The organism is Streptomyces sp. NPDC005728, from assembly GCF_040630895.1.
Lineage (GTDB): Bacteria > Actinomycetota > Actinomycetes > Streptomycetales > Streptomycetaceae > Streptomyces.
Window position 1 is genome coordinate 44,232 of record NZ_JBEXYL010000002.1, and the last position, 25,948, is coordinate 70,179.

At 70.5% G+C, this 25,948-nt stretch carries 20 protein-coding genes; 10 read left to right on the forward strand and 10 right to left on the reverse strand.

The annotated features are described in order from the left end of the window. Positions 1-68 precede the first annotated feature (68 nt). Positions 69-3,083, forward strand: a complete 3,015-nt coding sequence (locus ABZ471_RS01945; protein ID WP_359061360.1) for a glycoside hydrolase family 3 N-terminal domain-containing protein — start codon at positions 69-71, stop codon at positions 3,081-3,083. Between the two features lie 60 nt (positions 3,084-3,143). Then, positions 3,144-4,499, forward strand: coding sequence for a hypothetical protein (locus tag ABZ471_RS01950; protein WP_359061362.1), 1,356 nt, complete (start codon positions 3,144-3,146; stop codon positions 4,497-4,499). Positions 4,500-4,581: 82 nt separating this feature from the next. On the opposite strand, the gene ABZ471_RS01955 is transcribed toward ABZ471_RS01950, so the two are convergent. Together ABZ471_RS01955 and ABZ471_RS01960 are read right to left on the reverse strand one after the other, a co-directional pair. Beyond that, entirely contained in the window at positions 4,582-4,797 is a 216-nt protein-coding gene (locus ABZ471_RS01955) for a hypothetical protein (RefSeq protein ID WP_359061364.1), read from the reverse strand. Positions 4,798-5,009: 212 nt separating this feature from the next. Next, entirely contained in the window at positions 5,010-5,615 is a 606-nt protein-coding gene (locus tag ABZ471_RS01960) for a YceI family protein (RefSeq protein ID WP_359061366.1), read from the reverse strand. Positions 5,616-5,892: 277 nt separating this feature from the next. Here ABZ471_RS01960 and ABZ471_RS01965 point away from each other — a divergent pair, with 277 nt between their 5' ends. From ABZ471_RS01965 to ABZ471_RS01985, 5 genes are all read left to right on the forward strand, one after another. Beyond that, positions 5,893-6,390 (forward strand): hypothetical protein, encoded by a 498-nt coding sequence (locus ABZ471_RS01965; RefSeq protein ID WP_359061792.1) that lies wholly within the window; start codon positions 5,893-5,895, stop codon positions 6,388-6,390. Positions 6,391-6,412: 22 nt separating this feature from the next. After that, complete coding sequence (locus tag ABZ471_RS01970) at positions 6,413-8,767, forward strand: polysaccharide lyase 8 family protein (protein WP_359061794.1); 2,355 nt, start codon at positions 6,413-6,415, stop codon at positions 8,765-8,767. Between the two features lie 154 nt (positions 8,768-8,921). Continuing rightward, complete coding sequence (locus ABZ471_RS01975; RefSeq protein WP_359061368.1) at positions 8,922-10,517, forward strand: acyl-CoA carboxylase subunit beta; 1,596 nt, start codon at positions 8,922-8,924, stop codon at positions 10,515-10,517. 57 nt (positions 10,518-10,574) lie between these two features. Further along, complete coding sequence (locus ABZ471_RS01980) at positions 10,575-10,763, forward strand: acyl-CoA carboxylase subunit epsilon (protein WP_359061370.1); 189 nt, start codon at positions 10,575-10,577, stop codon at positions 10,761-10,763. A 191-nt stretch (positions 10,764-10,954) separates the two neighbouring features. Continuing rightward, positions 10,955-11,887: a hypothetical protein gene (locus ABZ471_RS01985; RefSeq protein ID WP_359061372.1), complete on the forward strand. Its 933-nt coding sequence runs from the start codon at positions 10,955-10,957 to the stop codon at positions 11,885-11,887. Between the two features lie 71 nt (positions 11,888-11,958). On the opposite strand, the gene ABZ471_RS01990 is transcribed toward ABZ471_RS01985, so the two are convergent. From ABZ471_RS01990 to ABZ471_RS02025, 8 genes are all read right to left on the reverse strand, one after another. Beyond that, complete coding sequence (locus tag ABZ471_RS01990) at positions 11,959-12,540, reverse strand: ATP/GTP-binding protein (protein WP_006375305.1); 582 nt, start codon at positions 12,538-12,540, stop codon at positions 11,959-11,961. After that, entirely contained in the window at positions 12,521-13,090 is a 570-nt protein-coding gene (locus ABZ471_RS01995; protein WP_359061375.1) for a DUF742 domain-containing protein, read from the reverse strand. Before ABZ471_RS01995 ends, ABZ471_RS01990 begins: the two co-directional genes overlap by 20 nt. A 94-nt stretch (positions 13,091-13,184) precedes the next feature. Continuing rightward, complete coding sequence (locus ABZ471_RS02000; RefSeq protein WP_005479603.1) at positions 13,185-13,598, reverse strand: roadblock/LC7 domain-containing protein; 414 nt, start codon at positions 13,596-13,598, stop codon at positions 13,185-13,187. Positions 13,599-13,608: 10 nt separating this feature from the next. After that, on the reverse strand, positions 13,609-16,902 hold the full coding sequence (locus ABZ471_RS02005; RefSeq protein WP_359061377.1) for a nitrate- and nitrite sensing domain-containing protein: 3,294 nt from the start codon (positions 16,900-16,902) through the stop codon (positions 13,609-13,611). 378 nt (positions 16,903-17,280) lie between these two features. Next, positions 17,281-17,856, reverse strand: coding sequence for an ATP/GTP-binding protein (locus ABZ471_RS02010; RefSeq protein WP_359061379.1), 576 nt, complete (start codon positions 17,854-17,856; stop codon positions 17,281-17,283). After that, the gene (locus tag ABZ471_RS02015; protein ID WP_019058642.1) at positions 17,837-18,235 is read right to left on the reverse strand and encodes a DUF742 domain-containing protein; all 399 of its coding nucleotides are present in this window, start codon (positions 18,233-18,235) and stop codon (positions 17,837-17,839) included. The genes ABZ471_RS02010 and ABZ471_RS02015 overlap by 20 nt, the downstream gene beginning before the upstream one ends. A gap of 110 nt (positions 18,236-18,345) precedes the next feature. After that, entirely contained in the window at positions 18,346-18,759 is a 414-nt protein-coding gene (locus tag ABZ471_RS02020; RefSeq protein ID WP_005479910.1) for a roadblock/LC7 domain-containing protein, read from the reverse strand. Positions 18,760-18,768: 9 nt separating this feature from the next. Beyond that, positions 18,769-22,536, reverse strand: a complete 3,768-nt coding sequence (locus ABZ471_RS02025) for a nitrate- and nitrite sensing domain-containing protein (protein WP_359061382.1) — start codon at positions 22,534-22,536, stop codon at positions 18,769-18,771. A gap of 569 nt (positions 22,537-23,105) precedes the next feature. Here ABZ471_RS02025 and ABZ471_RS02030 point away from each other — a divergent pair. The 3 genes from ABZ471_RS02030 to gltX all read left to right on the forward strand — a co-directional run bounded on the left by ABZ471_RS02030 (position 23,106) and on the right by gltX (position 25,790). After that, positions 23,106-23,300 carry a hypothetical protein gene (locus ABZ471_RS02030; RefSeq protein ID WP_359061384.1) on the forward strand — a complete coding sequence of 65 codons (195 nt, stop codon included), beginning with the start codon at positions 23,106-23,108 and terminating at the stop codon, positions 23,298-23,300. A 236-nt stretch (positions 23,301-23,536) separates the two neighbouring features. Further along, on the forward strand, positions 23,537-24,322 hold the full coding sequence (locus ABZ471_RS02035; protein ID WP_359061386.1) for a fumarylacetoacetate hydrolase family protein: 786 nt from the start codon (positions 23,537-23,539) through the stop codon (positions 24,320-24,322). Beyond that, the gene (gene gltX / locus ABZ471_RS02040) at positions 24,306-25,790 is read left to right on the forward strand and encodes a glutamate--tRNA ligase (RefSeq protein ID WP_359061388.1); all 1,485 of its coding nucleotides are present in this window, start codon (positions 24,306-24,308) and stop codon (positions 25,788-25,790) included. The genes ABZ471_RS02035 and gltX overlap by 17 nt, the downstream gene beginning before the upstream one ends. The last annotated feature ends 158 nt before the right edge of the window (positions 25,791-25,948 follow it).

Genomic DNA, 25,948 nt, shown 5'->3' on the forward strand with positions numbered 1-25,948 from the left:
CACGACGTGATCTAAGTCATGAGTGAACCGTGGGAGCCCGAGTGAACCAGAGAGTCGAGGGAAGGTCCATGCCAAGAACCGCCCTGCTCGTCTGCACCGCCCTGTTCGCCGCACTACTGTCGCCGGCCGTCTCACGGGCCGCCGACGAACCCGCACCAACCCCTGTCGACCGCTTCGAGGGCGAGGTCCCCTTCGCCTCCCAGCCCGCCGAGGGCATCTTCACCTGGGGAAGCGACACGGACGATCCGCCGGCCCTCCAGCTGGCCGACCGCTCCGACGCCCCCGAGGGCGCCAAGGTCCTCGCCGGCAGTTACGACATCAGCGGCTACGGCGGCTTCACCCACGACTTCGCCGCCGGCGAGGCCGCCCACGACTGGTCCGCCCACCGCGGCATCCGCTTCTGGTGGGACGGCCAGAACAACGGCGGGAAGATCCCCCTCGAGATCAAGGACGGCGGTGCGAACGGCGAGGCCTCGGAACTCTGGACGACCTCCTTCACCGACGACTTCACCGGCTGGAAACAGATCGAGATCCCCTTCACCGACTTCGTCTACCGCACGGACTACCAGCCCGTCGGCGGCATCGACCACGTCCTCGGCCTGACGCAGATGTGGGGGTACGCGGTCACACTCCCGGTCGGCGTCAAGGGCCACTTCGCCATGGACGGCGTCGAGTTGTACGGCAAGGCCGACCAGTCGCTGCGCGCCTCCGTCACCACCGACGCGGCCGTCTACCCGGTCGAGGAGGGCGGCACGGCCACCGTCGAGGTCACCGTGGGCACCACCGGCGCGCAGCCCCTCGACGACCCGGTCACCGTCACCTACGCCACGGGGGACGGCACCGCCGGCCCCGGCAAGGACTACACCCCGGTCTCCGGCGCCCTCACCTTCCCGGCCGGCACCGCCTCCGGCGCCTCCCGGACCATCGACGTGCCCACCCTCAGGGACAAGGCCGCCGAGTCCGCCGAGGCCGTCCCCCTCAAGCTCACGGTGACCGGCGCCAAGGCCCCCGCCGAGACCCCGCAGATCGTCATCGACGCGCACGGACTGCCGTACCTGGACACCCGGTTGACCGTGAAGAAGCGGGTCGCGGATCTGGTCGGCCGCATGTCCCTGGAGGAGAAGGCCGGCCAGATGACCCAGGCCGAGCGCGGCGCCCTGACGAACCAGGGCGACATCGCCGCCTACGGCCTCGGCTCACTGCTCTCCGGCGGCGGCTCGACCCCCACGCCCAACACCCCCGAGGCCTGGGCGAAGATGATCGACGGCTTCCAGCTGCGTGCGCAGGCGACCCGCTTCCAGATCCCGCTGATCTACGGCGTCGACGCGGTCCACGGTCACAACAACCTGGTCGGTGCCACGGTCATGCCGCACAACATCGGCATCGGCGCCACCCGTGACTCCCGGCTCGCCGAGAAGGCCGGTGCGGTGACGGCCGCCGAGGTCCGGGCCACCGGCGTCCCCTGGGACTTCGCACCCTGCCTGTGCGTCTCGCGCGACGAGCGCTGGGGCCGCTCCTACGAGTCCTTCGGCGAGGACCCCGCGCTGGTCGAGGCCATGGAGACCGTCGTCCAGGGCCTCCAGGGGCGCGCGAACGGCAAGGACCTGAGCCGGGGCGACAAGGTGCTCGCCACCGCCAAGCACTTCGTGGGCGACGGCGGCACCGAGTACGGCTCCTCGACCACCGGCACGTACAAGATCGACCAGGGCGTCACCAAGGTCACCCGGCAGCAGCTGGAGGCCGTCCACCTGGCCCCGTTCGAGACGGCCGTGGACCGGGGCGTCGGTACGGTCATGCCGTCGTACTCCTCCCTGGACGTGCTCGGCGACGGGCAGGGCCCGGTGAAGATGCACGCCCGGGCCGACATGATCAACGGGGTCCTCAAGGACCGCATGGGCTTCGACGGCTTCGTCATCAGCGACTGGAACGCCATCGACCAGCTCCCCGGCGACTACGCGTCGCACGTCCGTACGTCGGTCAATGCTGGACTGGACATGATGATGGTCCCGTACAGCTACAAGAATTTCACCGGCACCCTCGTCGACGAGGTGAAGGCCGGCCGGATCAGTGAGCAGCGGATCGACGACGCCGTCTCCCGCATCCTGAACCAGAAGTTCCGGCTCGGCCTCTTCGAGCACCCGTACGCCGACACGACCGGTGCCGCCGCGATCGGCTCCCCGGCGCACCGGGCCGTGGCCCGCCAGGCCGCCGCCGAGTCCCAGGTGCTGCTGAAGAACACCGGAGGGCTGCTGCCCCTGAAGAAGAGCGAGAAGGTCTACGTCGCCGGGTCCAACGCCGACGACATCGGCAACCAGACCGGCGGCTGGACCGTCACCTGGCAGGGCTCCTCCGGGAACATCACCAAGGGCACGACCATCCTCCAGGGCATGCGCGAGGCGGGCGGGAACGTCACGTACTCCAAGGACGCCTCCGCACCGACCGACGGCTACGACGCCGGCGTGGTCGTCGTCGGCGAGACCCCGTACGCCGAGGGCGTCGGCGACGTCGGCAACGGTCACTCGCTCCAGCTGTCCGCCGCCGACCGGGCCGCCGTGGACAAGGTGTGCGCGGCCATGAAGTGTGCGGTGCTGATCGTCTCCGGGCGTCCGCAGCTGGTCGGCGACCGGCTCGGCGGGATCGACGCGCTCGTGGCCTCGTGGCTGCCCGGCACCGAGGGCGAGGGCGTGGCCGACGTCCTCTACGGCAGGCGCCCGTTCACCGGACAGCTCCCGGTCACCTGGCCCAGGTCCGAGTCCCAGCTGCCGATCAACGTCGGAGACGCGTCGTACGACCCCCAGTTCCCCTACGGCTGGGGCCTCACCACCCTCACCCAGGTCCCGCGGGGCGGCGCGACGGCCCTGCGCGCGCTCGCCCTGGCGGCGACCGCGGCCGACCGGGCGGGGGCCGACCGGACCGGGCGGGAGCTGGTCGCCGAGGCGCGGCTGATCGTCCAGCAGAAGGTGGGGCAGCGGATCACGGAGGCGGTGGCGGGGCCCTTCGCCGACGCGGACCATCTGCTGCTGACCGGCAGGTACGGCAAGGCGGTGCAGAAGCTGACGCAGGCGTACCGGGCAGCGGCCTGAGCCCATTCGCCTGACCTCAAGGCATGCCCCCTTCTGGGAGGTTTCGGGTAGTTTCGAAGGATGAAGGCCGTCCTGCGGACCCGAAGCCTCCCAGCCCTGCTACTGGCCGCCCTCACGCTCGTGATCGTGACCGTGCTGACCCCTGGCGCGATGGCGGCCACCAGCGTCTCCACGATCGCCGAGGCCCTCCGCAAGAGCCCGGTCTACGTCGACCCGGCGGCCTCCGCCCAGTTGTCCGACGCCGACGCCGGGACGCTCGCCCGACAGATCAAGGGCGCGAACAAACCCCTGTTCATCGCGGTCCTGCCGGCCGGCTACCCGACCCGGAACCTCTTCTCCGACCTGCGCACGGCCACCGGCGTCACCGGCCTGTACGCCGTACGCCTGGGCGACCGCTTCGACGCCCGCGCCGACTCCTCGGTGCTCTCGCGCAGCGCCGTGCAGAACCTCGTCACCAGCGTCCAGGGCGAGAGCACCAAGACCCAGCTCACCGACTTCACCGACCACGCCCTGGCCAACATGGGCGGCCACGCCCCAGCATCTTGGGGCTCCTCCGGCTCGGGCGGGGGAGTGTCCGGTACGGCACTGATCACCGCGGGCGCGGTCGTGGTGGCCGGCGGCGCGGGCGCCTACGCCCTGGTCCGCCGCAACCGCCGCCGCCACGCCGAGGAGCAGCGGGCCGCCCTGGACCGTCTGCGGGTGGTCGTGGACGAGGACATCACCGCCTTCGGCGAGGAACTCGACCGGCTGGACTTCCACCCGGCCGAGGCGGGCGCCGACGACGCCATGCGCGCCGACTACGAGCGGGCCCTGGACGCCTACGAGAAGGCCAAGCAGTACATGGTCGAGGCCCGCAGACCGGAGGACGTCCGCCCGGTCACCGAGGCGCTGGAGGACGGCCGCTTCTCCCTCGCCCAACTGGCCGCCCGCCGGGAGGGACGGGCCCTTCCGGAGCGCCGCCCGCCCTGCTTCTTCGACCCGCGCCACGGCCCTTCCGTCACCGACGCCGCCTGGACCCCGCCCGGCGGCGCCGCCCGCGAGGTCCCGGTCTGCGCGGCCGACGCCACCCGTCTGGCCGACGGCCGGGACCCGGTGATCCGCGAGGTCGACACCGACTACGGCCGCCGCCCCTACTGGGACGCGGGCCCGGCCTACGGCCCCTGGGCGGGCGGCTACTTCGGCGGCGGCATCCTGCCCGGCCTGCTCGTCGGCACCCTGCTCGGCAGCGTGATGGCCACACCGTCGTACGGGGCCGACTACGGCACCGGTTACGGCGACTTCGGCAGCGGCGGCTACGAGGGCGGCGACGTGTCCGGAGCGGACTTCGACCCCGGGGACTTCGGCGGCGGATTCGGCGACGGAGGCGGTTTCGACGGCGGCGGGGGCGGCGGAGGGGACTTCGGCGGAGGCTTCTGAGACGCGACGCCGCGCGGATTCTGCCGCACGGCGATCAGCCCTCGGTCTCCCGTCCCGCGGCGTCCTGGTTCCTGCTGCCGGTTCAGCGGCCGTAGCGGCGGGCGTAACGTTCACCGGCGGCGTGCCACCAGGCGGGCGGGGGAGGCGCGTCGACGACGGAGGCCGGCTGGTCCGGATGCAGCCCGAGCCGCCACAGCGCCCGGGCGTCCACGTTCAGGCCGAGGGTGCCGTGCCAGTGCCCGTCCTCGTCCATGCGGCACATGAGGTCGACCCGCACCTCCTCCGACGCGAACGGCATCCAGTCGATGCCGCGCTCCCGCAGTCAGGCGAAGAGGACGACGGGGGGCCGGGGGCACCCCGGCAGGTTCTCGTACGAGGTGAGGTGGACCCAGTCGGTCTGTGCGTCCTGCTCGTAGTCCGATGACATGGCGCCATCCTGGCAGGACGCGCGAGCGCCCGCCCTCTCTTTTCGGGGGAGCGGAGGGCGGGCGTGCTCAGGATGCGCGAGGGTCACGCGTTCTTGATCGCCGAGATGTCGAAGTTCAGCTTGATCTTGTCGGAGACCAGGAAGCCGCCGGTCTCCAGCGCCGCGTTCCAGGTCAGGCCCCACTCGGAGCGCAGGATCTCGGTCCTGCCCTCGAAGCCGACGCGCTCGTTGCCGAACGGGTCCTTCGCGGCGCCGTTGAACTCCAGGTCGATGGTGATCGCCTTGGTCACGCCGAGGATGGAGAGGTCACCGGTGATGCGGTAGTCGTCGCCGCCCAGGGCCTCCGCCTTGGTGGAGCGGAAGGTCATCGCCGGGAACTCGTCGGTCTTGAAGAAGTCCGCGGACTTCAGGTGACCGTCACGGTCGGCGTTGCCGGTCTCCACGCTCTCCATCTGGACGTCGATCGTGGCGGTGGACTTGGCGGGGTCCTCTCCGTCCAGGTGCAGGCTGCCGCTGAAGTCCAGGAAGCTGCCCTTGACGTTGGTGACCATCGCGTGGCGCGCCACGAAGCCGATCGTGGTGTGCGCCGGGTCGAGCGTGTAGTCGCCGGTCAGTGCGGCCAGGTCGGGGTTGACGGCGGTCGGCGCCGCGGCGGCGGGGGTGCTGTCCTTGCGGCCGAAGATGCCCATGAGGTGCTCCTTGGGGACGGGCGCAGCTCCGGTGGGAAGCCGCGTCGGGTACTCGGTTTAATGTTCAACGAATCGAACGCTCCCGACGGTAGACCCATTCCGTTCAATTTTCAACATCATCCGCAGTGTGTTGTCATCGTTGCACGGAGTAACCGGGCACGCCCTCTGGCGGACGCGCGGAGCGCTCGGGCACCATCTGCGTGCACCACCTGCTCAGCCGACCCACAGGAAGCACGGCCATCCGCAGGGAAGGGTCCCCATGAAGGCCACGAAGGTCATGAAGGTCCGCTCCGTACTGACCGCGCTCGCCCTCGTCGTCGCCCCCGGCGTCGCCGTCGTCGGCACCGCCACCGACGCCTTCGCCGTCACCAAGATCAGCCACGCCACCGCCACCCAGATGTTCCGCGACGTCGGCATCACCTGGTCGTCCTCGGGCAACTGCTCCGACCGGAACAACGCCACCTGTACGTCCTTCGAGCAGCTGAACCTCGCCACCGCGCAGGGCGCCCAGACCCTCAAGCGGGCCAGTGGCTGCGCCCTCAACATCACCGGCGGCACGGAAACCGGCCACGCCTCCGGCACGTACTCCCACTGGAACGGCTACAAGCTCGACTACGGCAAGAACACCTGCGTCACGTCGTACATCAAGAACAACTTCACCTACATCGGCCTGCGCGGCGACGGCGCACCGCAGTACAGGTCCGGCTCCGGCAACATCTACGCCGACGAGGGCAACCACTGGGACGTCCTCTACTACAACTGCGGCGGTTGCTGAACCCGGGGCGGTGACCAGCGACATGGGTACGACCGGACCGACGCGGCGCGTGCTCCTGCTGGCCGCCGCCCTCACCGCTGCCCTGGCACCCCCGGCCCACGGGGCCCCAGCCGCCGATCCCTACGACACCCTCCGCCGCCGCTGGCTCGACATCGCCCTCGGCACGGGGTACGACGCGGCCGCCGAACCGTACGCCTCCCGCCTCGGCCGGCTCGGGTCACTGGCACGGGACTTCCGGGCCACCATGGCCCCCGCGCCCGCCTCCCTGTGGCCCGGCCATCCCTTCGACCCGCCCTCCGGCATCACGTTCAGCTACGGCCGCCTATGGACCATGGCCCAGGCCTACGTCCAGCCCGGCACCGGCTCCACCGGTGACGACACCCTCCTCGCCGACGTGCTGCGCGGCCTCGACCACCTCGCCGCCACCGTCTACAACCCGGCCACCACCCGCTACGGCAACTGGTGGGAATGGCAGATCGGCAGCCCCCGGCTGCTCATGGACGTCACGGCCGCCCTGTACGACCGGCTCGGCGCGGACCGTGTCGCGGCCGCCTGTGCCGCCGTCGACCACTTCATCCCCGACGCGATGCTCACCGACTACTCCGGCACCTCCACCGGCGCCAACCGCGTCGACCTGTGCCGCTCCGTCGCCCTGCGCGGCATCCTCGGCCGGGCCGGCGACCGCGTCGCGCTCGCCCGGGACGCCCTGGCACCGGTCTTCCCGTACGTCACCCGGGGCGACGGCCTCTACGCCGACGGCTCCTTCGTCCAGCACACCTGGGTCGCCTACTCCGGGACGTACGGACAGGTCCTGCTCGACGGCCTCGGGCGGCTGTTCGCCCTGCTCGCCGGCTCGCCCTGGGAGGTGACCGACCCGGCCCGGCAGAACATCCTGGGCAGCGTCGAGCACGCCTACGCACCGCTGATCCACGACGGGTTGGTGATGGACTGCGTCAACGGCCGTGCCATCAGCCGGGGTTGCCTGCGCGACGACGACCTGCACGTCATGCGCAGCGACCACTACCACGGCCAGGGCCTGATCGCGGCCGTCGCCCTGCTCGCGGGCGGTGCGAGCGAGGGGGAACGGGAGCGGTGGTACGGCCGGATCAAGGGCTGGATCGAACGGGACACCGTGACACCGCTCCTGACGGCGGAGCAGTTCGGGATCGCCGACCTCGCCCGGCTGCACGCCGTGGCCGAGTCGGCCGTACCCGCGAGCCCGGAACCCCTCGGGCACCGGCTCTTTCCGGCCATGGACCGGGCCGTCCACCGGCGCCCCCGCTTCACCGCCGCACTCTCCCTGGCCAGTGACCGCATCGCGCACTACGAGTGCGGCAACGGCGAGAACCCGCGCGGCTGGCACACCGGCTCCGGGATGCTCACCTGGTGGCCGGCCGGGACGAGCGGCCGGTCTGATCGGTCCGCTCGGTGCGATCGGTCCGATCAGTACACAGACTGGTTCTGGCCGACCGTGGACTGGTACCGCCTGCCCGGCACCACGGTGTCGACCAGGCGCCTGCCGGACCGGGCCGGCGGCGAGTGGGGCGCCCCGAAGCCCGATGTCCGCTGGGTCGGCGGGACGACCGACGGTGAGTTCGCGGTGGTCGGCCAGCATCTGAAGGGGCTCGGCTCGACGCTCCGGGCCCGAAAGTCCTGGTTCTTCCTCGCCGACGCGATCGTCTGCCTCGGCGCCGGGATCAGCTGCGCGGACGGCGTCCCCGTCGAGACGGTGGTGGACAACCGCAACCTCGGCGAGAGCGGCACCCAGGCCCTGCACCGCGGCCCCGGCTGGACCCATCTGGAGGGCCACGGCGGCTGGATCCTGCCCTGCGGCGGCGCCCTGCGCACGCTTCGTGAGGACCGCACCGGCGCCTGGTCCGACATCAACGCCAGCAGTACGACCGAGCGGCGCACCCGTCGCTGGCAGACCCTCTGGCTCGACCACGGCACCGATCCGGCCGACGTCACGTACGTCTACGTCCTGATGCCCGGCGCCGCCCGCGAGGAGGTCGCCGCCCGGGCCGCCGACCGCCACTGGCTGCGCGTGCTCGCCAACGACGTCCGCCGTCAGGCTGTCGCCGTTCCCTCGCTCGGTCTGACCGCCGCCGCCTTCTGGGAGGCCGGTACGGTGGGCGAGCTGACCGCCTCCGCCGGAGCGAGCGTGCTCGTCCGGCGCCGGGGCCGCACCGCTAGGCTCTGTGTCAGCGAGCCGCCCCGCACGGGCGCACCGCTGGAGATCGTCTGGGACCGCCCCGTGCGCTCGGTCCTGCGGGCCGACGACACCGTGGAGGTCCTCTCGGCGGACCGCCGTCTGAGGCTCCGTGTCACTCCAGGGATGGCATGTTCCACCCATGTATGTGAGGTGGCTCTCAGGTGACGCCTTTGTGGGCTCCCCACAACGCCGAAGCCCTCTGAGCAGTCGGAAGGGCTGCAAGGCTCTGTGGTTCTGTTCAGTGGTACCAGGAAAACGGGCTGGAGACTGTACGGAGTCGACGGCTCGCTTTCCTTGGTGTCCTTCGTATGGTCGCTACATGACCGTTTTGGAAGAGACGACGGGTGAGCCGACCGGTGAGCCGACGGACGCGCGCGGACGGGTCGCCGAGCTGCACGAGATCCGTGCGCAGGCCGTCGCGGGCCCCAGCGAGAAGGCGACCGAGGCGCAGCACGCCAAGGGCAAGCTGACGGCGCGGGAGCGGATCGAGCTGCTCCTGGACCCGGGATCCTTCCAGGAGGTCGAGCAACTGCGCCGGCACCGGGCGACCGGGTTCGGCCTGGAGGCGAAGAAGCCGTACACCGACGGTGTCATCACCGGCTGGGGCACGGTGGAGGGCCGCACGGTCTTCGTCTACGCCCACGACTTCCGGATCTTCGGCGGCGCGCTGGGCGAGGCCCACGCCACGAAGATCCACAAGATCATGGACATGGCCATCGCGGCCGGAGCGCCCCTGGTCTCCTTGAACGACGGCGCCGGCGCCCGTATCCAGGAGGGCGTCTCGGCGCTCGCCGGCTATGGCGGCATCTTCCAGCGCAACACCAAGGCGAGCGGTGTCATCCCGCAGATCTCGGTGATGCTCGGCCCGTGCGCGGGCGGCGCGGCGTACTCCCCGGCCCTGACGGACTTCGTCTTCATGGTCCGCGAGACCTCCCAGATGTTCATCACCGGTCCCGACGTGGTCAAGGCGGTGACGGGCGAGGAGATCACCCAGAACGGCCTGGGCGGCGCGGACGTCCACGCGGAGACCAGCGGCGTCTGCCACTTCGCGTACGACGACGAGGAGACCTGCATCGCCGAGGTGCGCTACCTCCTCTCGCTCCTGCCGCAGAACAACCGCGAGAACCCGCCCCGGGTGGACTCCGGTGACCCGGTGGACCGCCGCAGCGACGTCCTCCTCGACCTGGTCCCGGCGGACGGCAACCGGCCGTACGACATGGCCAAGGTCATCGAGGAGATCGTCGACGACGGCGAGTACCTGGAGGTCCACGAGCGCTGGGCGCGGAACATCATCTGCGCGCTCGCCCGTCTGGACGGCCAGGTGGTCGGCATCATCGCCAACCAGCCCCAGGTCCTGGCCGGTGTCCTGGACATCGAGGCGAGCGAAAAAGCTGCGCGCTTTGTCCAGATGTGTGACGCTTTCAATGTCCCGATCGTGACCTTCCTGGACGTACCGGGGTTCCTGCCCGGTGTCGACCAGGAGCACGGCGGAATCATCCGGCACGGCGCGAAGCTGCTGTACGCCTACTGCAACGCGACCGTGCCGAGGATTTCGCTCATCCTGCGCAAGGCGTACGGAGGTGCCTACATCGTCATGGACTCCCAGTCGATCGGCGCCGACCTCACCTACGCCTGGCCCACCAACGAGATCGCCGTGATGGGTGCCGAGGGCGCCGCCAACGTCATCTTCCGCCGTCAGATCGCCGAGGCCGAGGACCCCGAGGCGATGCGGCAGAAGATGGTCAAGGAGTACAAGGCCGAGCTGATGCATCCGTACTACGCGGCGGAGCGCGGCCTGGTGGACGACGTCATCGACCCCGCCGAGACCCGCGAGGTCCTGGTCAAGTCTCTGGCGATGCTGCAGTCCAAGCACGCCGACCTGCCCTCCCGTAAGCACGGCAACCCCCCGCAGTAACCGAGCGGACCCGCCGCGGCAACCCCGCGGACCTCTCTCTCACGGAGACTGACATCCATGAACACGCCTGACATCCGCGTCGAGAAGGGCCACGCCGACCCCGAGGAAGTCGCCGCCATCACGGCCGTCCTCCTGGCCCGCGCGGCCGCCCGGCCGGCCGCCCCGGCGCACCGCGGCCGAGCGAAGGCCGGCTGGCGCCGGCTGGAGCGCGAGCCCGGCTTCCGAGCACCGCACAGCTGGCACTGAGTTCTCACACGTGACCACGGCCCCGCCACTCCTCCGGGAGGGCGGGGCCGTTGCGTCGTACGCCTACCAAGTCCCCCTGCGCGCTCCGGCATTCGGACCAATCGGCCGTTGGGGGTCGCAGAACAAGATCCCTAACCTGTCGCCGACGCGTGACCGCGCGTCGGCCGTACAGGGAAGGGACCCGACCACCCATGAAACTCTCGACGTTGCGGCACACGGTCCGGATCGTCGCGGCGGCCGCGCTGCTGACCGTGCTGGGCACCGCCCCGGCCGGTGCGGCCGACGGCTGGCAGAAGGTCGGTTCCGACGCCCGCAGCGGCGTCAGCGGACTCGCGTACGAAGGCCCCGCCGCAGACGGCCGCGGGGTGAGCACGCTGATCGTGCACGACAACAAGGCCACCGGGCAGCCCCGCCTGTCCCGGCTCATCCACCGGGAGAGCGGCCCGGACGACGTCACCCCGATGACCTGGACCGGGGCCGAGCCGTCCGACCTGGAGGCGATCGAGGCGATCCCCGGGATGCCGGGGGAGTACCTGGCACTCGCCGCCCGGGGCATCGTGTACCGCCTGCGGGTCTCCGGCCGCACGGCCACCGTGGCCGACTACGCGCCGCTGCCCGCCATCGGCCGGGGCGACGACTACGAGAGCTTCGCACTCGTGTCCCGAAGCGGCAGCCTGATCGCGCTGTGGGCCGACCGGGGAGCGGGCGCAGACCGCCCCGCGACGCTGTACTCGGCGCCGCTCACCTTCGCCCGCTGGGGACAGCCGCAGTTCGGCACCGTCACCCGGCGGGCCTACCGGGCGCCGTACCCGACCGGCGGCGAGACGCGGCACATCTCCGACATCTCGGTGCCCGACTCCGGCCGCATCCTGGTGAGTTCGGCGGCGGACGCCGGTGATGACGGGCCGTTCGACTCCGCGGTGACCGACGCGGGCCGGGTGACCGTGTCGTCCACCGGCCAGGTACGGATCACGCTCGCGGCCTCTGCGACCCTGCTCGGCAGGTTCCCGGGGTACAAGATCGAGGCCGTGGAGTGCGTGCCGGGGTCCGCGCAGGCCCTGCTCGGCACCGACGACGAGAACGTCGGCGGACACGTGCGCACCATGCCGTACTGCGCAAGCTGAGCCCGAACGCAACTCGGCCCCTGAACCGCACGGTTCAGGGGCCGTCGTCAAGATGTGCGGGCGTCCGCGTCCTACCGCAGGCGCGCCATCAGGGCGTGCTCCACCAGCGTGATCAGGGCCGACTTGGCGTCCGCACGGTGGCGGGCGTCGGTCGTGATGATCGGGGTGTCGGGGCCGATCTGCAGCGCCTCGCGGACCTCGTCCGGGTTGTAGGGCTGGCTGCCGTCGAAGCCGTTGAGGGCGATGACGAAGGGCAGGCCGCTGTTCTCGAAGTAGTCGACCGCGGGGAAGCAGTCGGCGAGACGGCGGGTGTCGACCAGGACGATCGCGCCGATGGCGCCGCGCACCAGGTCGTCCCACATGAACCAGAAGCGGTCCTGGCCCGGCGTACCGAACAGGTACAGGATCAGGTCCTGGTCCAGGGTGATACGGCCGAAGTCCATGGCGACCGTCGTGGTCGTCTTGTCTCCGGTGTGGGTGAGGTCGTCGATACCGGCCGACGCGGACGTCATGACGGCCTCTGTGCGCAGCGGGTTGATCTCCGAGACGGCGCCGACGAACGTGGTCTTACCCACGCCGAAGCCGCCCGCCACCACGATCTTCGCGGAGGTGGTGGAGCGGGAAGGACCGCCGCTAGAGCTTGCGAAGTCCACTGAGCACCCTTTCGAGCAGTGTCACGGCTGGCTGGCCACCGGCGTTCTCGTTGCCGCCGGGCTGATGGATGGCGACCAGGCCCGCCTCCGCCAAGTCGGCGACGAGGATCCTGGCCACGCCGAGGGGGATCGTGAGCAGGGCCGAGACCTCGGCCACCGACTTGATCTCCCGGCACAGGTTGCAGATCCGCTGATGCTCGGGCAACTGGCCCTGCATCTGGTGCGGAGCGGCGGTGGTGTGCACCAGTGCCTCGATGGCGAGCTGGTAGCGCGGGCGGGTCCGGCCGCCGGTCATGGCGTACGGACGCACCAGGGGGTTGTTCGATGCCGTAGCCGGCGCCGGCTCGGGGCGGCGCTGGGGCTGGACCGGCTGGATACGCGGAGCCGGTGGCTGGTCGTACGGCGACGGGCCGGGGCCCTGCGGCGCGTACGGCTGCCGGTGGCTCGGGGCGGAGGGGAAGTTGTACCGGTTCGCCGAACCGTCGTCCTGGCCCTGGGCAGGGCCGTACGACCAGTTGCCCGAAGACGAACCGCCTGGGGGTGTTGCCACTTTCTCCTCCTCCGACCTTGCCGGGCACCCATCCGTGTGGAGCCGCGTCCCGAAACCTTACGGCCCCGGGACGCGTAAACGCACCGTTCGTCTGTTAGTTGAGAAGGCTTCCCTGGAGTTCCGCGCGGAGATCCGGGGTGAGGACCGTGCCCGCGCGGTCCACCAGAAGGGCCATCTCGTACCCGATGAGGCCGATGTCCGCCTCCGGGTGTGCCAGAACCGCGAGCGAGGAACCGTCGGATACGGACATGATGAAGAGGAATCCCCGCTCCATCTCCACAACCGTCTGGTTCACGCTGCCGCCCTCGAAGATGCGGGAGGCGCCTGCCGTCAGGGACGTCAGACCGGAGGCGACGGCCGCGAGCTGATCGGCGCGGTCGCGGGGGAAGCCTTCGGACATCGCCAGAAGGAGTCCGTCGGCGGAGACCACCACCGTGTGGGACACCCCCGGGGTGTTGTCCACGAAGTTGGTGATCAACCAGTTCAGGTTCTGTGCCGCCTGGCTCATCGGGCTCACACTAACGCTCCTGGTTGTAGGTGCTGTCAGGACCGAAGCCCTGGCCGTTCGTTTCACTGCCTGCGTTGCGTCCGCGCTGGACGCCTCGACGCAGGTTGCTCAGCCTGCCCCGGACGTCCTCCGGGGCGCGGGAGACCTGTGGGCCTCCCTGAGGGGTGCTCTCGGCGGTGCCCTCGACCAGGTTGGCCTTGGGTACCCGCCGCGGCAGGCCGGAGGAGGTGACCCCGCCCGCCTTGGGCTTCCGGAGCTGCGAGGCCTGCTGCCACCGCTCGTCGTTCGCCGAGCGCCAGTCGTTGTCGCCGTTCTGCCCCGGGGAGTTGCCCGGTGCGGGAGCCGGCTTTTCCTGCTGCACGCGCGCCGGGCCGCTGGGGGCACCGGAGCCGTTGGAACCGCTCGCGACGGATCCGCGGCGGGGCAGCCCGGCGTCGGTCAGCTTGTGGGCGGCGGGAGAGGCCGGTCCCGGACGGTCGAAGCCTACGCGGTTCCGCTCACCTGCGTCACCGGCCTGCGACGATTCCGCTTCCGGAGCGTACTGGGCGGGATAGCCGTTCTGGAAACCGTCCTGCTGCGGCTGCTGCGGCCAGTCGTCCTGGTAGGACTGGCCCTCGTAGGAGCCGAATCCGTCGGACGCGGAGGTGTGCGCGGGCGCGTGCTCCTCCTGCGCCGGCTCCGCATACGCGGGCTCGGGGTAGCCGCCGCCGTTCGAGGCGAAGCCGTCGTTCTGCGGCAGGCCGCCGTTCGGCGAGTAGTACTGGTCGTCGTACGACTTCTCGTACGGCTCCTCGTACGAGGTGTGCTGCTGCTCCTCGTACGTCTGACCCGCGTACGCCTGCTGCGACTGCTCCTGGTACGCCGACTGCTCGGTGTAGCCCGTGCTGCCGCCGTCGTAGCCGGGCTGTGCGTCGTACCCGTCCCGGAACGAGCGCTGCTCGGGGGTCTCCTGCTGCGGCTGACCCGGCTGCTGGCCGTGGTTCTGGGCTTCCAGGGCCGCGCGGCGTCCCTCGCGCATCAGCGAGCGGCCCACCGGGTCCAGGTCGCGGAGGTCGTCGGGGACCTCGGAGTAGCGGCTGTCGTCGAAGCCCAGCTCGGCGGCGGTGCGCATGGGCGCCACCTGGCCGAAGCTCTCACCCTGGAACTGCTGGTCCGGGATGATCTGGGAGACGGTGAACTCCTCGCGGTCCAGCGGCATCTCCGCGCCACCGCCGTGCGTGATCGCGTCCGGCAGCATGACCAGGGAGGTCGTACCCGCCTGCTCGCCCGAGGGACGCAGCTGGACGCGGATGCCGTGCCGGTCGGACAGCCGGCCGACCACGAACAGGCCCATGCGCTGGGAGATCGCGGCGTCCACGGTCGGCGGGTTGGCCAGCTTGTGGTTGATGTCCGCGAAGTCCTCGGCGGTCAGGCCGATGCCCTTGTCGTGGATCTCGATCATGATCCGACCGTCGGGGAGACGGGTGGCCGTGACGCGAACCTTGGTCTGCGGGGAGGAGAACGTCGTCGCGTTCTCCAGCAGCTCGGCGAGCAGGTGCACGAGGTCGGTGACCGCGCGGCCGTGGATCTCGGCCTCCGGGACGCCGGACAGCTCGATGCGCTCGTACTGCTCCACCTCGGAGGAGGCGGCGCGCAGGACGTCGACCAGCGGGACCGGCTGGTCCCAGCGGCGGCCGGGCTCCTCGCCGGCGAGGACCAGGAGGTTCTCGCCGTTGCGGCGCATACGGGTCGCGAGGTGGTCCAGGCGGAAGAGGTTCTCCAGCTGGTCCGGGTCGGCCTCGTTGTTCTCGAGGTCGGTGATCAGGGTCAGCTGGCCCTCGATCAGCGCCTGGTTGCGGCGCGAGAGGTTGGTGAAGATCGCGTTGATGTTGCCCCGCAGCAGGGCCTGCTCGGCGGCGAGCCGGACGGCCTCGCGGTGGACCTGGTCGAAGGCGCGCGCGACCTCGCCGATCTCGTCGCGGGTGGTGATCGGGATGGGCTGGACGCGGGTGTCCACGCGGCCCGGGTCGGTGCGCGAGAGCTGGTCGACCAGCATCGGCAGGCGCTGCTCGGCGATGCCGAAGGCGGCGTTGCGCAGTTGGCGCATCGAGCGGCTCATCTGGCGGGCCACGGCACCGGCCAGGATGAACGCGAGGAGCAGGGCGACGACGACCACGGCGCCGGTGATGATCGCGGAGGTCTTGGCGTCGTCGGCGATGCCGGAGGCCTCGCTCACGGCCTTGTCGGCGAGGTCCGACTCGATCTGCCGGTAGGCGTCGTACTTGAGCGTGTTGACCGCGAACCAGTTCTTGGCGGTGATGCCCTTGGCGGCGAGCGCCTGACGCGTGAGGGGGCTGGTGTCCTTCAGGGTCGCCAGCGCCGAGACCATGGCGGTCGGGTTGGACGGCGGGGGGATGTAGTTCGGGCTGCTCTGCTTGGCCTCCGCGGCCTGAGCCTCACCGTCCGTCTTCATCTTCTTCTGCGCGTCGGCGAGCTTCTGCGCATCGGCGTCGGTGCCACCGCCGAGGTACTCCTCCAGAGCGATGCGCTCCAGGTAGGCGTACGAGGACAGGGACACGCGCTGGGTCGCCAGGTTCGGGGCGTCCGGGCCGGGCTTGACCAGCAGGTGCGTGCCGATCGACCGCTCCAGCGACAGCGCCGCCTTGGTGAGCGAGATGGCGTACACGGTACGGCCGTAGGAGGTGATGTTGCCGGTGCCCAGACCGAGCTCGTTGGCGAACTCCATCAGGGGGTGGCTGACCTCGACGTAGCCCTCTTCGGTCTGCACGCCGGTGGGCTTGTTGGTGTACGCGATCTGGCGCAGCGTCGCCAGCTTCGGCTCGGCCTTGCGGAACAGCAGCAGCCGGCGCTTCAGACCGGGCTTGTCCGGCATGCTCTGCGCGGCCACGTCGAAGGCGTCGGCGGCCTGGTCCGTCGTCTTACGGGCCTTGGTGACGACGTCCTTGTCGGTGTTCAGCAGGATCGGCGCAGCCGTGACGTCGCGCTCGGTCTCGAGGGCGTCGGCGTAGGTGAGGGCGGCACGCACCAGACGGGCGGTGTGCTCCGCGTCCTGGGCCTCCTGCCAGGTGTCGATCGAGCTCTTCACCTGGAAGCCGCCCATGACGAGGCCCACCGCCACGGGTATGAGCAGAATCGCGTTCAGCCGGGTCGGCACGCGCCAGTTGCGCGGGGAGAAACGGCCGCCGCTCTTCGCGGGTGCGGCCGCCGGCTCCGAACCGGGCACAGGGGTGGGCGCCGCAGCGCGCGGCGGCGGGGTGAAGTTGCCCCGTGCCGACGGCTCGGGACCGTTCTTGCTTCGCCTCACTCGACCAACAACCTCTCGGCGGTCGGCACCTTCGTCGTGCCGCAGTCTCACAGAGCCCCGTTCGTCATCGAGTACTGAGTACGTCATTGACTATTGGGCAGTTCAGGCATTCCAGCACGTGGACCAGCGCACTTCCAAACACCGGAAACCCCTGAGGGGCCCTCTTGTAAGCCCCAGATAAAACGGTCATAAGGAGCGAGCCCAGTCAAATTGCGGGGCGATTGTGAGCGCAGTGATACCGCTCGACCGCGTCGCGTGGTGAAGCCGCGCGATTCCTCTGCCGAACTGTTATGAACACCGGAGCCGACCGTGTCAAAGGCCACAGTCGGCTCCGAGGGGGTTTACGACAACTGCCGTACGGCACGTCGCACTTGAGTGCTACCGCAGGCGGGCCATCAGAGCGTGCTCCACCAGCGTGATCAGCGCACTCTTGGCGTCCGCGCGATGACGGGCGTCGGTCGTGATGATCGGCGCGTCCGGGCCGATCTGCAGGGCTTCACGCACTTCATCGGGGGCGTACGGCTGGTGGCCGTCGAAGCCGTTGAGGGCGATGACGAAGGGCAGGCCGCTGTTCTCGAAGTAGTCAACGGCCGGGAAGCAGTCGGCGAGACGGCGGGTGTCGACCAGGACCACGGCGCCGATCGCGCCGCGCACCAGGTCGTCCCACATGAACCAGAAGCGGTCCTGGCCCGGCGTACCGAACAGGTACAGGATCAGGTCCTGGTCCAGGGTGATACGGCCGAAGTCCATGGCGACCGTCGTGGTCGTCTTGTCCCCGGTGTGGGTCAGGTCGTCGATGCCCGCCGAGGCGGACGTCATGACGGCCTCCGTGCGCAGCGGGTTGATCTCCGAGACCGCGCCGACGAACGTGGTCTTGCCCACGCCGAAGCCGCCCGCCACCACGATCTTTGCCGAGGTGGTGGCCCGGCCCGCGTCAGAGCTTGCGAAGTCCACTGAGCACCCTTTCGAGCAGCGTCACGTCCGGTGCGCCACCGTTGTTCTCGTCGCCACCCGGCTGGTGGATGGCGACCAGGCCGGCCTCGGCGAGGTCGGCCACCAGGATCCGGGCCACGCCGAGCGGCATGGCCAGCAGCGCCGACACCTCCGCGACCGACTTGACCTCACGGCAGAGGTGGCAGATGCGCTGGTGCTCCGGGAGCAGTCCCATCAGCGCTGCCGGGTCGGCCGTGGTGCTGATCAGAGCCTCGATGGCGAGCTGGTAGCGCGGCCGGGTCCGGCCGCCGGTCATCGCGTACGGACGTACCAGCGGCTGGTCGCCCTCGTCCCCGTACGGCTCCGCGTACGGATCATGAGAGGCGGTGGGCGGGGTCATGAATCCTCCGGGCGGGACAGCAAGTCGGTCAGTCAAGCCGTCTGACGGGGCCGTGGGGGGATTGTGGCGGCCGGACGGTGTTTTCGTGAGGTGGGTGGTGCCGGGGCCGGTCAGTGGAGCAGACTGCCTTGGAGTTCGGCGCGCAGGTCCGGGGTGAGAACCGCACCCGCGCGGTCGACGAGCAGTGCCATCTCGTAGCCGACGAGGCCGATGTCGCACTCCGGGTGGGCCAGGACGGCGAGGGACGACCCGTCCGAAACGGACATCAGGAAGAGGAAACCGCGCTCCATCTCGACGACCGTCTGCGCCACGTCGCCGCCCTCGAAGATCCGGGACGCCCCGGCCGTGAGGGAGGTCAACCCGGACGCGACGGCCGCCAGCTGGTCGGCGCGATCCCGCGGGAAACCTTCGGACATCGCCAGCAGAAGGCCGTCGGCGGAGACCACCACCGTGTGTGACACCCCAGGGGTGTTGTCCACGAAGTTGGTGATCAACCAGTTCAGGTTCTGTGCCGCCTGGCTCATCGGACTCAACTAACGCTCCTGCTGGTGAGTGGGGCTCGGGTAGCTGCCGGTCTGGCCGCTGCCGGCCTGACGGCCCTGAGCGATACCCCGACGGAGATTGGTCAACCGGCCGCGTACGTCATCGGGCGCACGGGAGACCTGCGGACCGCTTTGGTGCTGTTGCTGCTGTGCCGTGCCCGGGACGAGGTTCGCCCGGGGCACCCGGCGCGGCAGGCCGGAGGTGGTGACACCGCCCGCCGCGGGCTGCCGTACGCGTTCCGCCTGCCGGACGAGTTCGTCGTTGGGCGAGGTGCGCCAGGAGCCGGTGGCGGGGGAGCGCTGGGGAGCGGGCGCGGGCGCCTGCTGCTGCGGAGCCGGTGCCGGAGCCGCTGCCGGAGTGTTGTCCGGCCGCTCCTGCTGGCTGCCGTGGAACCAGTTGGTCTCGAGCGTGTCGTACAACGGGGTACGGCCGTCGCCCGGACCCGAGGCCGGCGGCAGTGCCTCCGGCTCCTGGCGGGCCGGACGCTGCGGGGCCGGCGGACGCTGGGCGCCGAAGTCACCGCGGCCGCCCGGCTGCGGGCGCTCGAACTGGCCGGTCTGCTGCGGGCCCTGACCCGGGAGGCCGGGCAGCGCGTGCTGTCCGGTGGAGCTGCCGTCGTAGCCGGTGCCGTACGCCTGCGGGGCCGCGAACTGGCCCGTGCTCTGCGGGTCCTGCTGCCCGGGCGGCGTCGTGCCGAACACGTCGGAGCGGACGTACGGGCCGCTGTTGCCCTGCTGGCCGTTGTCCTGCTGACCGTACTGGCCGTTGCCCTGCGGGGCGGCGGGGCGCTCGAACTGACCGGTCTGCTGGAGGCTGTCGGCGCCGGGACGGGCGAACTGGCCCGTGCCCGCGGAGCCCGCGCCGTTCAGGTCCTGGCGCGGGAACTGGCCCGTGGCGGCCGGGCCCTGCTGCGCGTCGACCCGGGGTATCTCCGAGGTCGAACCGGGACCCTGCCGGTCGTCGATGCGCGGCATGCGCGCGGTCTGCGTCGGGTCCTGCTCGTCATGGCCGCGCGGGGTGTCCAGCGAGGCGCGCGACATCGGGGCCTGGGCGTTGTCGCTCCAGTCCGGGGTGCGCGAGGGCGGGTTGCCGCCGGGCAGTTCCGCCCGCGGGCCGCCGCGCGGCGGCAGCTGGGGCTGACGGCTCTGGTCGGACGCGCCCGCGCCACCGCGCGGGGGAACCGGTCCGCGACCGCCGAAGGCGTCCTGCTGAGCCCCGCCGGGACCCGCGCCGTGCATGCCCTGCGGGGCACCCGGAGCCTGGCCGCCGAAGCCGCCCGCACCCGCACCGGCCGGACGGCCCTGCTGCGAGGTGCCCGGACCCTGCGGACCACGCGCGCCACCCGGCGCGCCCGGACGACCGCCCTGGCCGGCGCCGGGCAACGCGGCCCGGGGACCCTGGGCGGCACCGACCTGGCCCCGCGGGGCGGGACCGGCACCGAGACGTCCGCCACCGGCCGGCGCACTGCCGAGGGCGCCGCCCTGGGCACCGCCGTTGTTGCGGCGGGCGGCGGCAGCGCCGGCCGCGGCCTGCGCAGCGGCCGGACCGCCGGTCGACACGGGAGCGCCCGGCTTGCCCGGAGCGGGCTTCTTACCGCCCTGGGCGACGTCGACGGGAAGCATGACCAGCGCGGTCGTACCACCGGAGTCGGACGGGCGCAGCTGGATGCGGATGCCATGCCGCTGCGACAGACGACCGACCACGAACAGACCCATGCGGCGGGAGACCGACACGTCCACGGTGGGCGGCGAGGCGAGCCGCTCGTTGATCGCCGCGAGGTCCTCGGGGGAGAGGCCGATACCGGTGTCGTGGATCTCGATCAGCACACGGCCGTCGGGCAGCGCGTGACCGGTGACCTTGACCTTGGTCTGCGGCGAGGAGAAGGAGGTCGCGTTCTCGAGCAGCTCGGCGAGCAGGTGCACGAGGTCGTTGACCACGCGGCCGGCGACCTCGGTCGTCGGGACCGCGGCCAGCTCGATGCGCTCGTACTGCTCCACCTCGGAGGCGGCGGCGCGGAGCACGTCGACCAGCGGGACCGGGCGGGTCCAGCGACGGCCGGGCTCTTCACCCGCGAGAACCAGGAGGTTTTCACCGTTACGGCGCATACGCGTCGCGAGGTGGTCGAGCTTGAACAGCGAGGACAGCTGGTCCGGGTCGGCCTCGCGGGACTCCAGCTCGGAGATCAGCGACAGCTGGCGCTGGATCAGACCCTGGGAGCGGCGCGAGAGGTTGGTGAACATCGCGTTGACGTTGCCCCGCAGCAGGGCCTGCTCGGCGGCGAGGCGGACCGCCTCGCGGTGCACGTCGTCGAAGGCCGCGGCCACCTGGCCGATCTCGTCCCGGGAGTGCACACCGACCGACTCCACGGACGTGTCGACGTCCTGCGGGTCGGACTCGGACAGCTGCTTGACCAGCTCGGGCAGGCGGTCCTGGGCGACCTTCGTCGCGGTCTCCTGCAGACGGCGCAGCGAGCGGATCATGGACCGGGCCACGACGAACGCGCCGACGAGCGAGATGCCGAGGACGATGAGGATCAGTACACCGGAGACGATCGCGTCGCGCTCGGAGGCGCTGCGCAGCTCGCGGGCCTTCTGCTCCATGTCCTCGAGCAGCGTGTGCTCGATCTTCTTCATCTGCTCGATCTTGGTCGAGCTGTCGTCCACCCAGTCCTTGTAGGAGCGCGCCGGCAGCCCGTCGAGGCCGTCGCGGGACTCGAAGGTGCGCTTGGCGTACAGGTCCGCGGACTGGATGGTCGGGTTGCCCTCCTCGATCGGCTTGAGGAGTTCGTCCGGGTTCTGGGCGCTGTAGATCTTGCGGAAGATCGCGATCTCGGACCCTTCGCTCTCGTACGCCGACTCGCCGTAGAGGCGGTCGTTCTCGGAGAGCGTGCCCTTGGTGGTGTTGCTGGAGGTCAGGGCCGCTGCGATGACGGCGCGCTGCACCGAGGCGTACTCCTTGGCGGTGGAGAACGCCGCCAGGGCGCGGGTGCGCGTGATCATCTCCGGGTTGCTGGACGCCTCGGCCATGGCCTGGGAGAGGTCGACCAGCTGGGTGATCAGCCGGTGGTACGACTCGACCGTCTGCGTCGAGTTCTGCTTCGACTGGTAGGCGGTCCGGCGGATCTTGGCCAGGTCGTCCAGCTGGTTGGCGAGGCTCACCAGGGTGTCGCGGACACCCTGGAGGTTGCCGTCCTTGCTCGCCTCGTCGATCTCCTCGGAGGCGTTGAGGAAGTTCTCGCGGGCCCGGTCGGTCTTGTCCTGGTAGCCCTTGACCTCGTAGATCGTCGTCACACCGTGGGCCAGCGGACCGGCGGACTGGTCGCGCTCCTCCTGGAGCGCGGCGGCCAGCTCGGTGGCCTGCTTGGTCATGTCCGTCAGCAGCTTCATGTTGTCGAGCTGCTGGATGTCGTCCAGGTTCTGGTTGATGCGCAGTGCGCCCAGCGAGGTGGCCGCGACCACGGGGAGCGCGAGCAGCGACACCAGACGCGTGGAGATGCGCCAGTTGCGCAGGGCCACCCGTGCACCCGGGCCGGTGGGGGTCTTGACGGACTTCACGTCCGGCGTGGTGGTCCCGGCCTTGGGGGGACCCGCCAGGGAGGACGTGCGGGAGCGCCCGGGGCGCGCACCGCCGTCTCCGGACGGGGCCGGGCCCTGGTTCTGGGCGTGCTGGGGCGAGGAACTGCCTTTTATCGGGCCAGTCCCGCCGTGCGGCTCCGGCTCCGCCGAAGCGCTGCCATCCCTCTTGAAACGTCCCTGCACTAGCGTCGCAACCTCTGGACCAGGCACCCCCCCGCGCTAACGGAGGGACACGGTGTCGGCGTCTTGGAGAGCGCCCTGAATACGCCCCCCGTTGGTCGGAGTGACCGGCGCAGGTTCCCCCCATCTCACCGCCACTCGGCGCTGCGTTGCGCCCCTGCGCGCCGGCTCGATCCCGCGGCGGTCCGTGGAATTCCAGCACAGTGCCGGATCTCCAACAAGGGCCGTGTCCCGAGCTGTGACCTACGTGACGGGCTGTGAGGCGTGAGTTACCTGCTGTGGAAGATGATCCCGAGCAAAACGGGCGTATCTGTCCGAGTCGCCCTGCGGTGTCAGGTGTCCCAGTCGCCATGATCAGGAGCGGAATGATGGCTTCAGTGAGCCAATGTCCGTTTCGTTGGGGAGAGGTGCTGGTCGGAATTGACCGGTTTGCCCATGGATTCGTGAGCAAACTCACATACAGATCATGGGGAGTTCACGGCTGCGGCGGGGAATTGGATGTTTAGCCTGGCGCTTTACAAGACCGGCGACTCTGCCAACCCCACTCGACACGAGGCCACAGGACGACAACGGTGAAGACGACGATGATGTTCCGCAACATAGCCAACCCGCGGCGCACGACTCTGGCCCACCTCGAGGACGCCGAGGAACTGCAGACGCCGGAGCTGCCGGAGCACTCCGCCGACCTCCCTGCCCAGACGGCCAACCCGAGGCGCACCGTCCTGATGGAGGTCCCGGTGGGCGCGGCGGCCGCTGCCGGCGAGTAGCCGAGCAGGCACCGCACCCTCGGAGCGCGGCCCGGAGATCGCGCACCGCGACGGTCTTCCCGGTCGCGCTCTCTTTGTCCCGGAACTGAAAACGCCCGAATTCGGCATTCCGACAGGACGGCTTCCGGGGCCGGCAAGCCCCGCCCGCCACGCCCCACTGCCCGAACGCCGGGCGGCCCGACCGGTTAACCTGGGGCGTCAGTACGCCGGTACTCAGTGAGGGGCGCAAGGATCCCGTGCGCATCGCCAGGTTCTCCATCGACGGGAACGTAGCCTTCGGCGCGGTCGAGGGCGACAAGCAGGACGAACTCGTCCTCGACATCATCAAGGGCATCCCGTTCGCGGACTACGAGCTGTCCGGGACGAAGGTGCCGCTGAGCAAGGTCAGACTGCTCCCGCCGGTCCTCCCCAACAAGGTCGTGGCGTTCGGCCGCAACTACGCCGACCACGCCAAGGAGCTGGGCAACGAGGTGCCCGACGCCCCGTTCGCCTTCTTCAAGCCGTCCACCTCGGTGATCGGCCCCGGGGACGAGATCCAGTACCCGCCCTTCTCGCAGGAGCTGCACCACGAGGCCGAGCTGGCCGTCGTCATCGGCCGCATGTGCCGCGAGGTCCCGCGCGAGCGCGTCAAGGACGTGATCTTGGGCTACACCTGCGCCAACGACGTCACCGCCCGCGACGTGCAGAAGCGCGAGAAGCAGTGGGCCCGGGCCAAGGGCTTCGACACCTCCTGCCCGCTCGGCCCCTGGGTGGAGACGGACCTGGACCTCGAGCGCGCCAACGACCTGACCGTCCAGCTCACGGTCAACGGTGAACAGCGCCAGCTGGGCCGTACGAGCGAGATGATCCATCCCATCGAGGACCTGATCGTCAACATCTCCGAGGCCATGACCCTGCTTCCCGGCGACGTCATCCTCACCGGCACCCCCGCAGGGGTCGGCCCCCTGAACGTCGGCGACGAGGTCGCCGTCACCATCGAAGGCATCGGCACTCTCACCAACAAGGTTGTCAAGCGTGGCTAGCGCACCCGTCCGCGTACGTTTCTGCCCCTCGCCCACCGGTAACCCCCACGTGGGCCTGGTCCGCACCGCCCTGTTCAACTGGGCGTTCGCCCGGCACCACCAGGGCACCCTGGTCTTCCGCATCGAGGACACCGACGCGGCCCGCGACTCCGAGGAGTCGTACAACCAGCTCCTCGACTCGATGCGCTGGCTGGGCTTCGACTGGGACGAGGGCCCCGAGGTCGGTGGCCCGCACGCGCCGTACCGCCAGTCGCAGCGCATGGACCTCTACAAAGAGGTCGCGCAGAAGCTCCTGGACGCCGGTCACGCGTACCGTTGCTACTGCTCCCAGGAGGAGCTGGACACCCGCCGCGAGGCCGCCCGCGCCGCCGGCAAGCCCTCCGGCTACGACGGCCACTGCCGTGACCTGAGCGCCGAGCAGGTCGAGGAGTACCAGGCCCAGGGCCGTACCCCGATCGTCCGCTTCCGGATGCCGGACGAGACGATCACCTTCACGGACCTGGTCCGCGGCGAGCTGACCTTCACCCCGGAGAACGTCCCGGACTACGGCATCGTGCGCGCCAACGGCGCCCCGCTGTACACGCTGGTCAACCCGGTCGACGACGCCCTGATGGAGATCACCCACGTCCTGCGCGGCGAGGACCTGCTTTCCTCCACCCCGCGGCAGATCGCCCTGTACAAGGCGCTGATCGAGCTGGGCATCGCCCAGCAGATCCCGGCCTTCGGCCACCTGCCGTACGTGATGGGCGAGGGCAACAAGAAGCTCTCCAAGCGCGACCCGGAGTCGTCCCTCAACCTCTACCGCGAGCGGGGCTTCCTGTCCGAGGGCCTGCTCAACTACCTGTCCCTGCTCGGCTGGTCGCTCTCCGCCGACAGGGACATCTTCGGCATCGACGAGATGGTCGCGGCCTTCGACATCGCCGACGTGAACCCCAACCCGGCGCGTTTCGACCTGAAGAAGTGCGAGGCGATCAACGCCGACCACATCCGCATGCTGGACGTGAAGGACTTCACCGAGCGTTGCCGCCCGTGGCTGAGGGCCCCGTTCGCCCCCTGGGCACCGGAGGACTTCGACGAGGCCAGGTGGGAGGCGGTCGCCCCGCACGCGCAGACCCGCCTGAAGGTGCTCTCCGAGATCACCGACAACGTCGACTTCCTGTTCCTCCCCGAGCCGGTTTTCGACGAGGCGAGCTGGACGAAGGCGATGAAGGAGGGCTCGGACGCCCTGCTCCGCACGGCCCGCGAGAAGCTGGAGTCCGCGGACTGGACCTCGGCCGAGTCCCTCAAGGAGGCCGTCCTGGCCGCCGGCGAGGCCCACGGCCTCAAGCTCGGCAAGGCGCAGGCTCCCGTCCGAGTGGCCGTCACCGGCCGCACCGTCGGCCTGCCGCTCTTCGAGTCCCTGGAGATCCTGGGCAAGGAGAAGACGCTGGCCCGCATCGACGCGGCACTGGCCAAGCTCTCCGCGTAGCGGGTCTTCGTACAGCGAGGTCGAGACAGGGCGGCGTCCGGTTCGGGCGCCGCCCTTCGCGCATCCACCGAGCCGTCGCCGAGAGTTAACCCCAGCGGCCAAGTCCCGCTTCCTGAGCGGACGTTGGATGTCCCCTGTGCACGTGATGTGCATGCGCA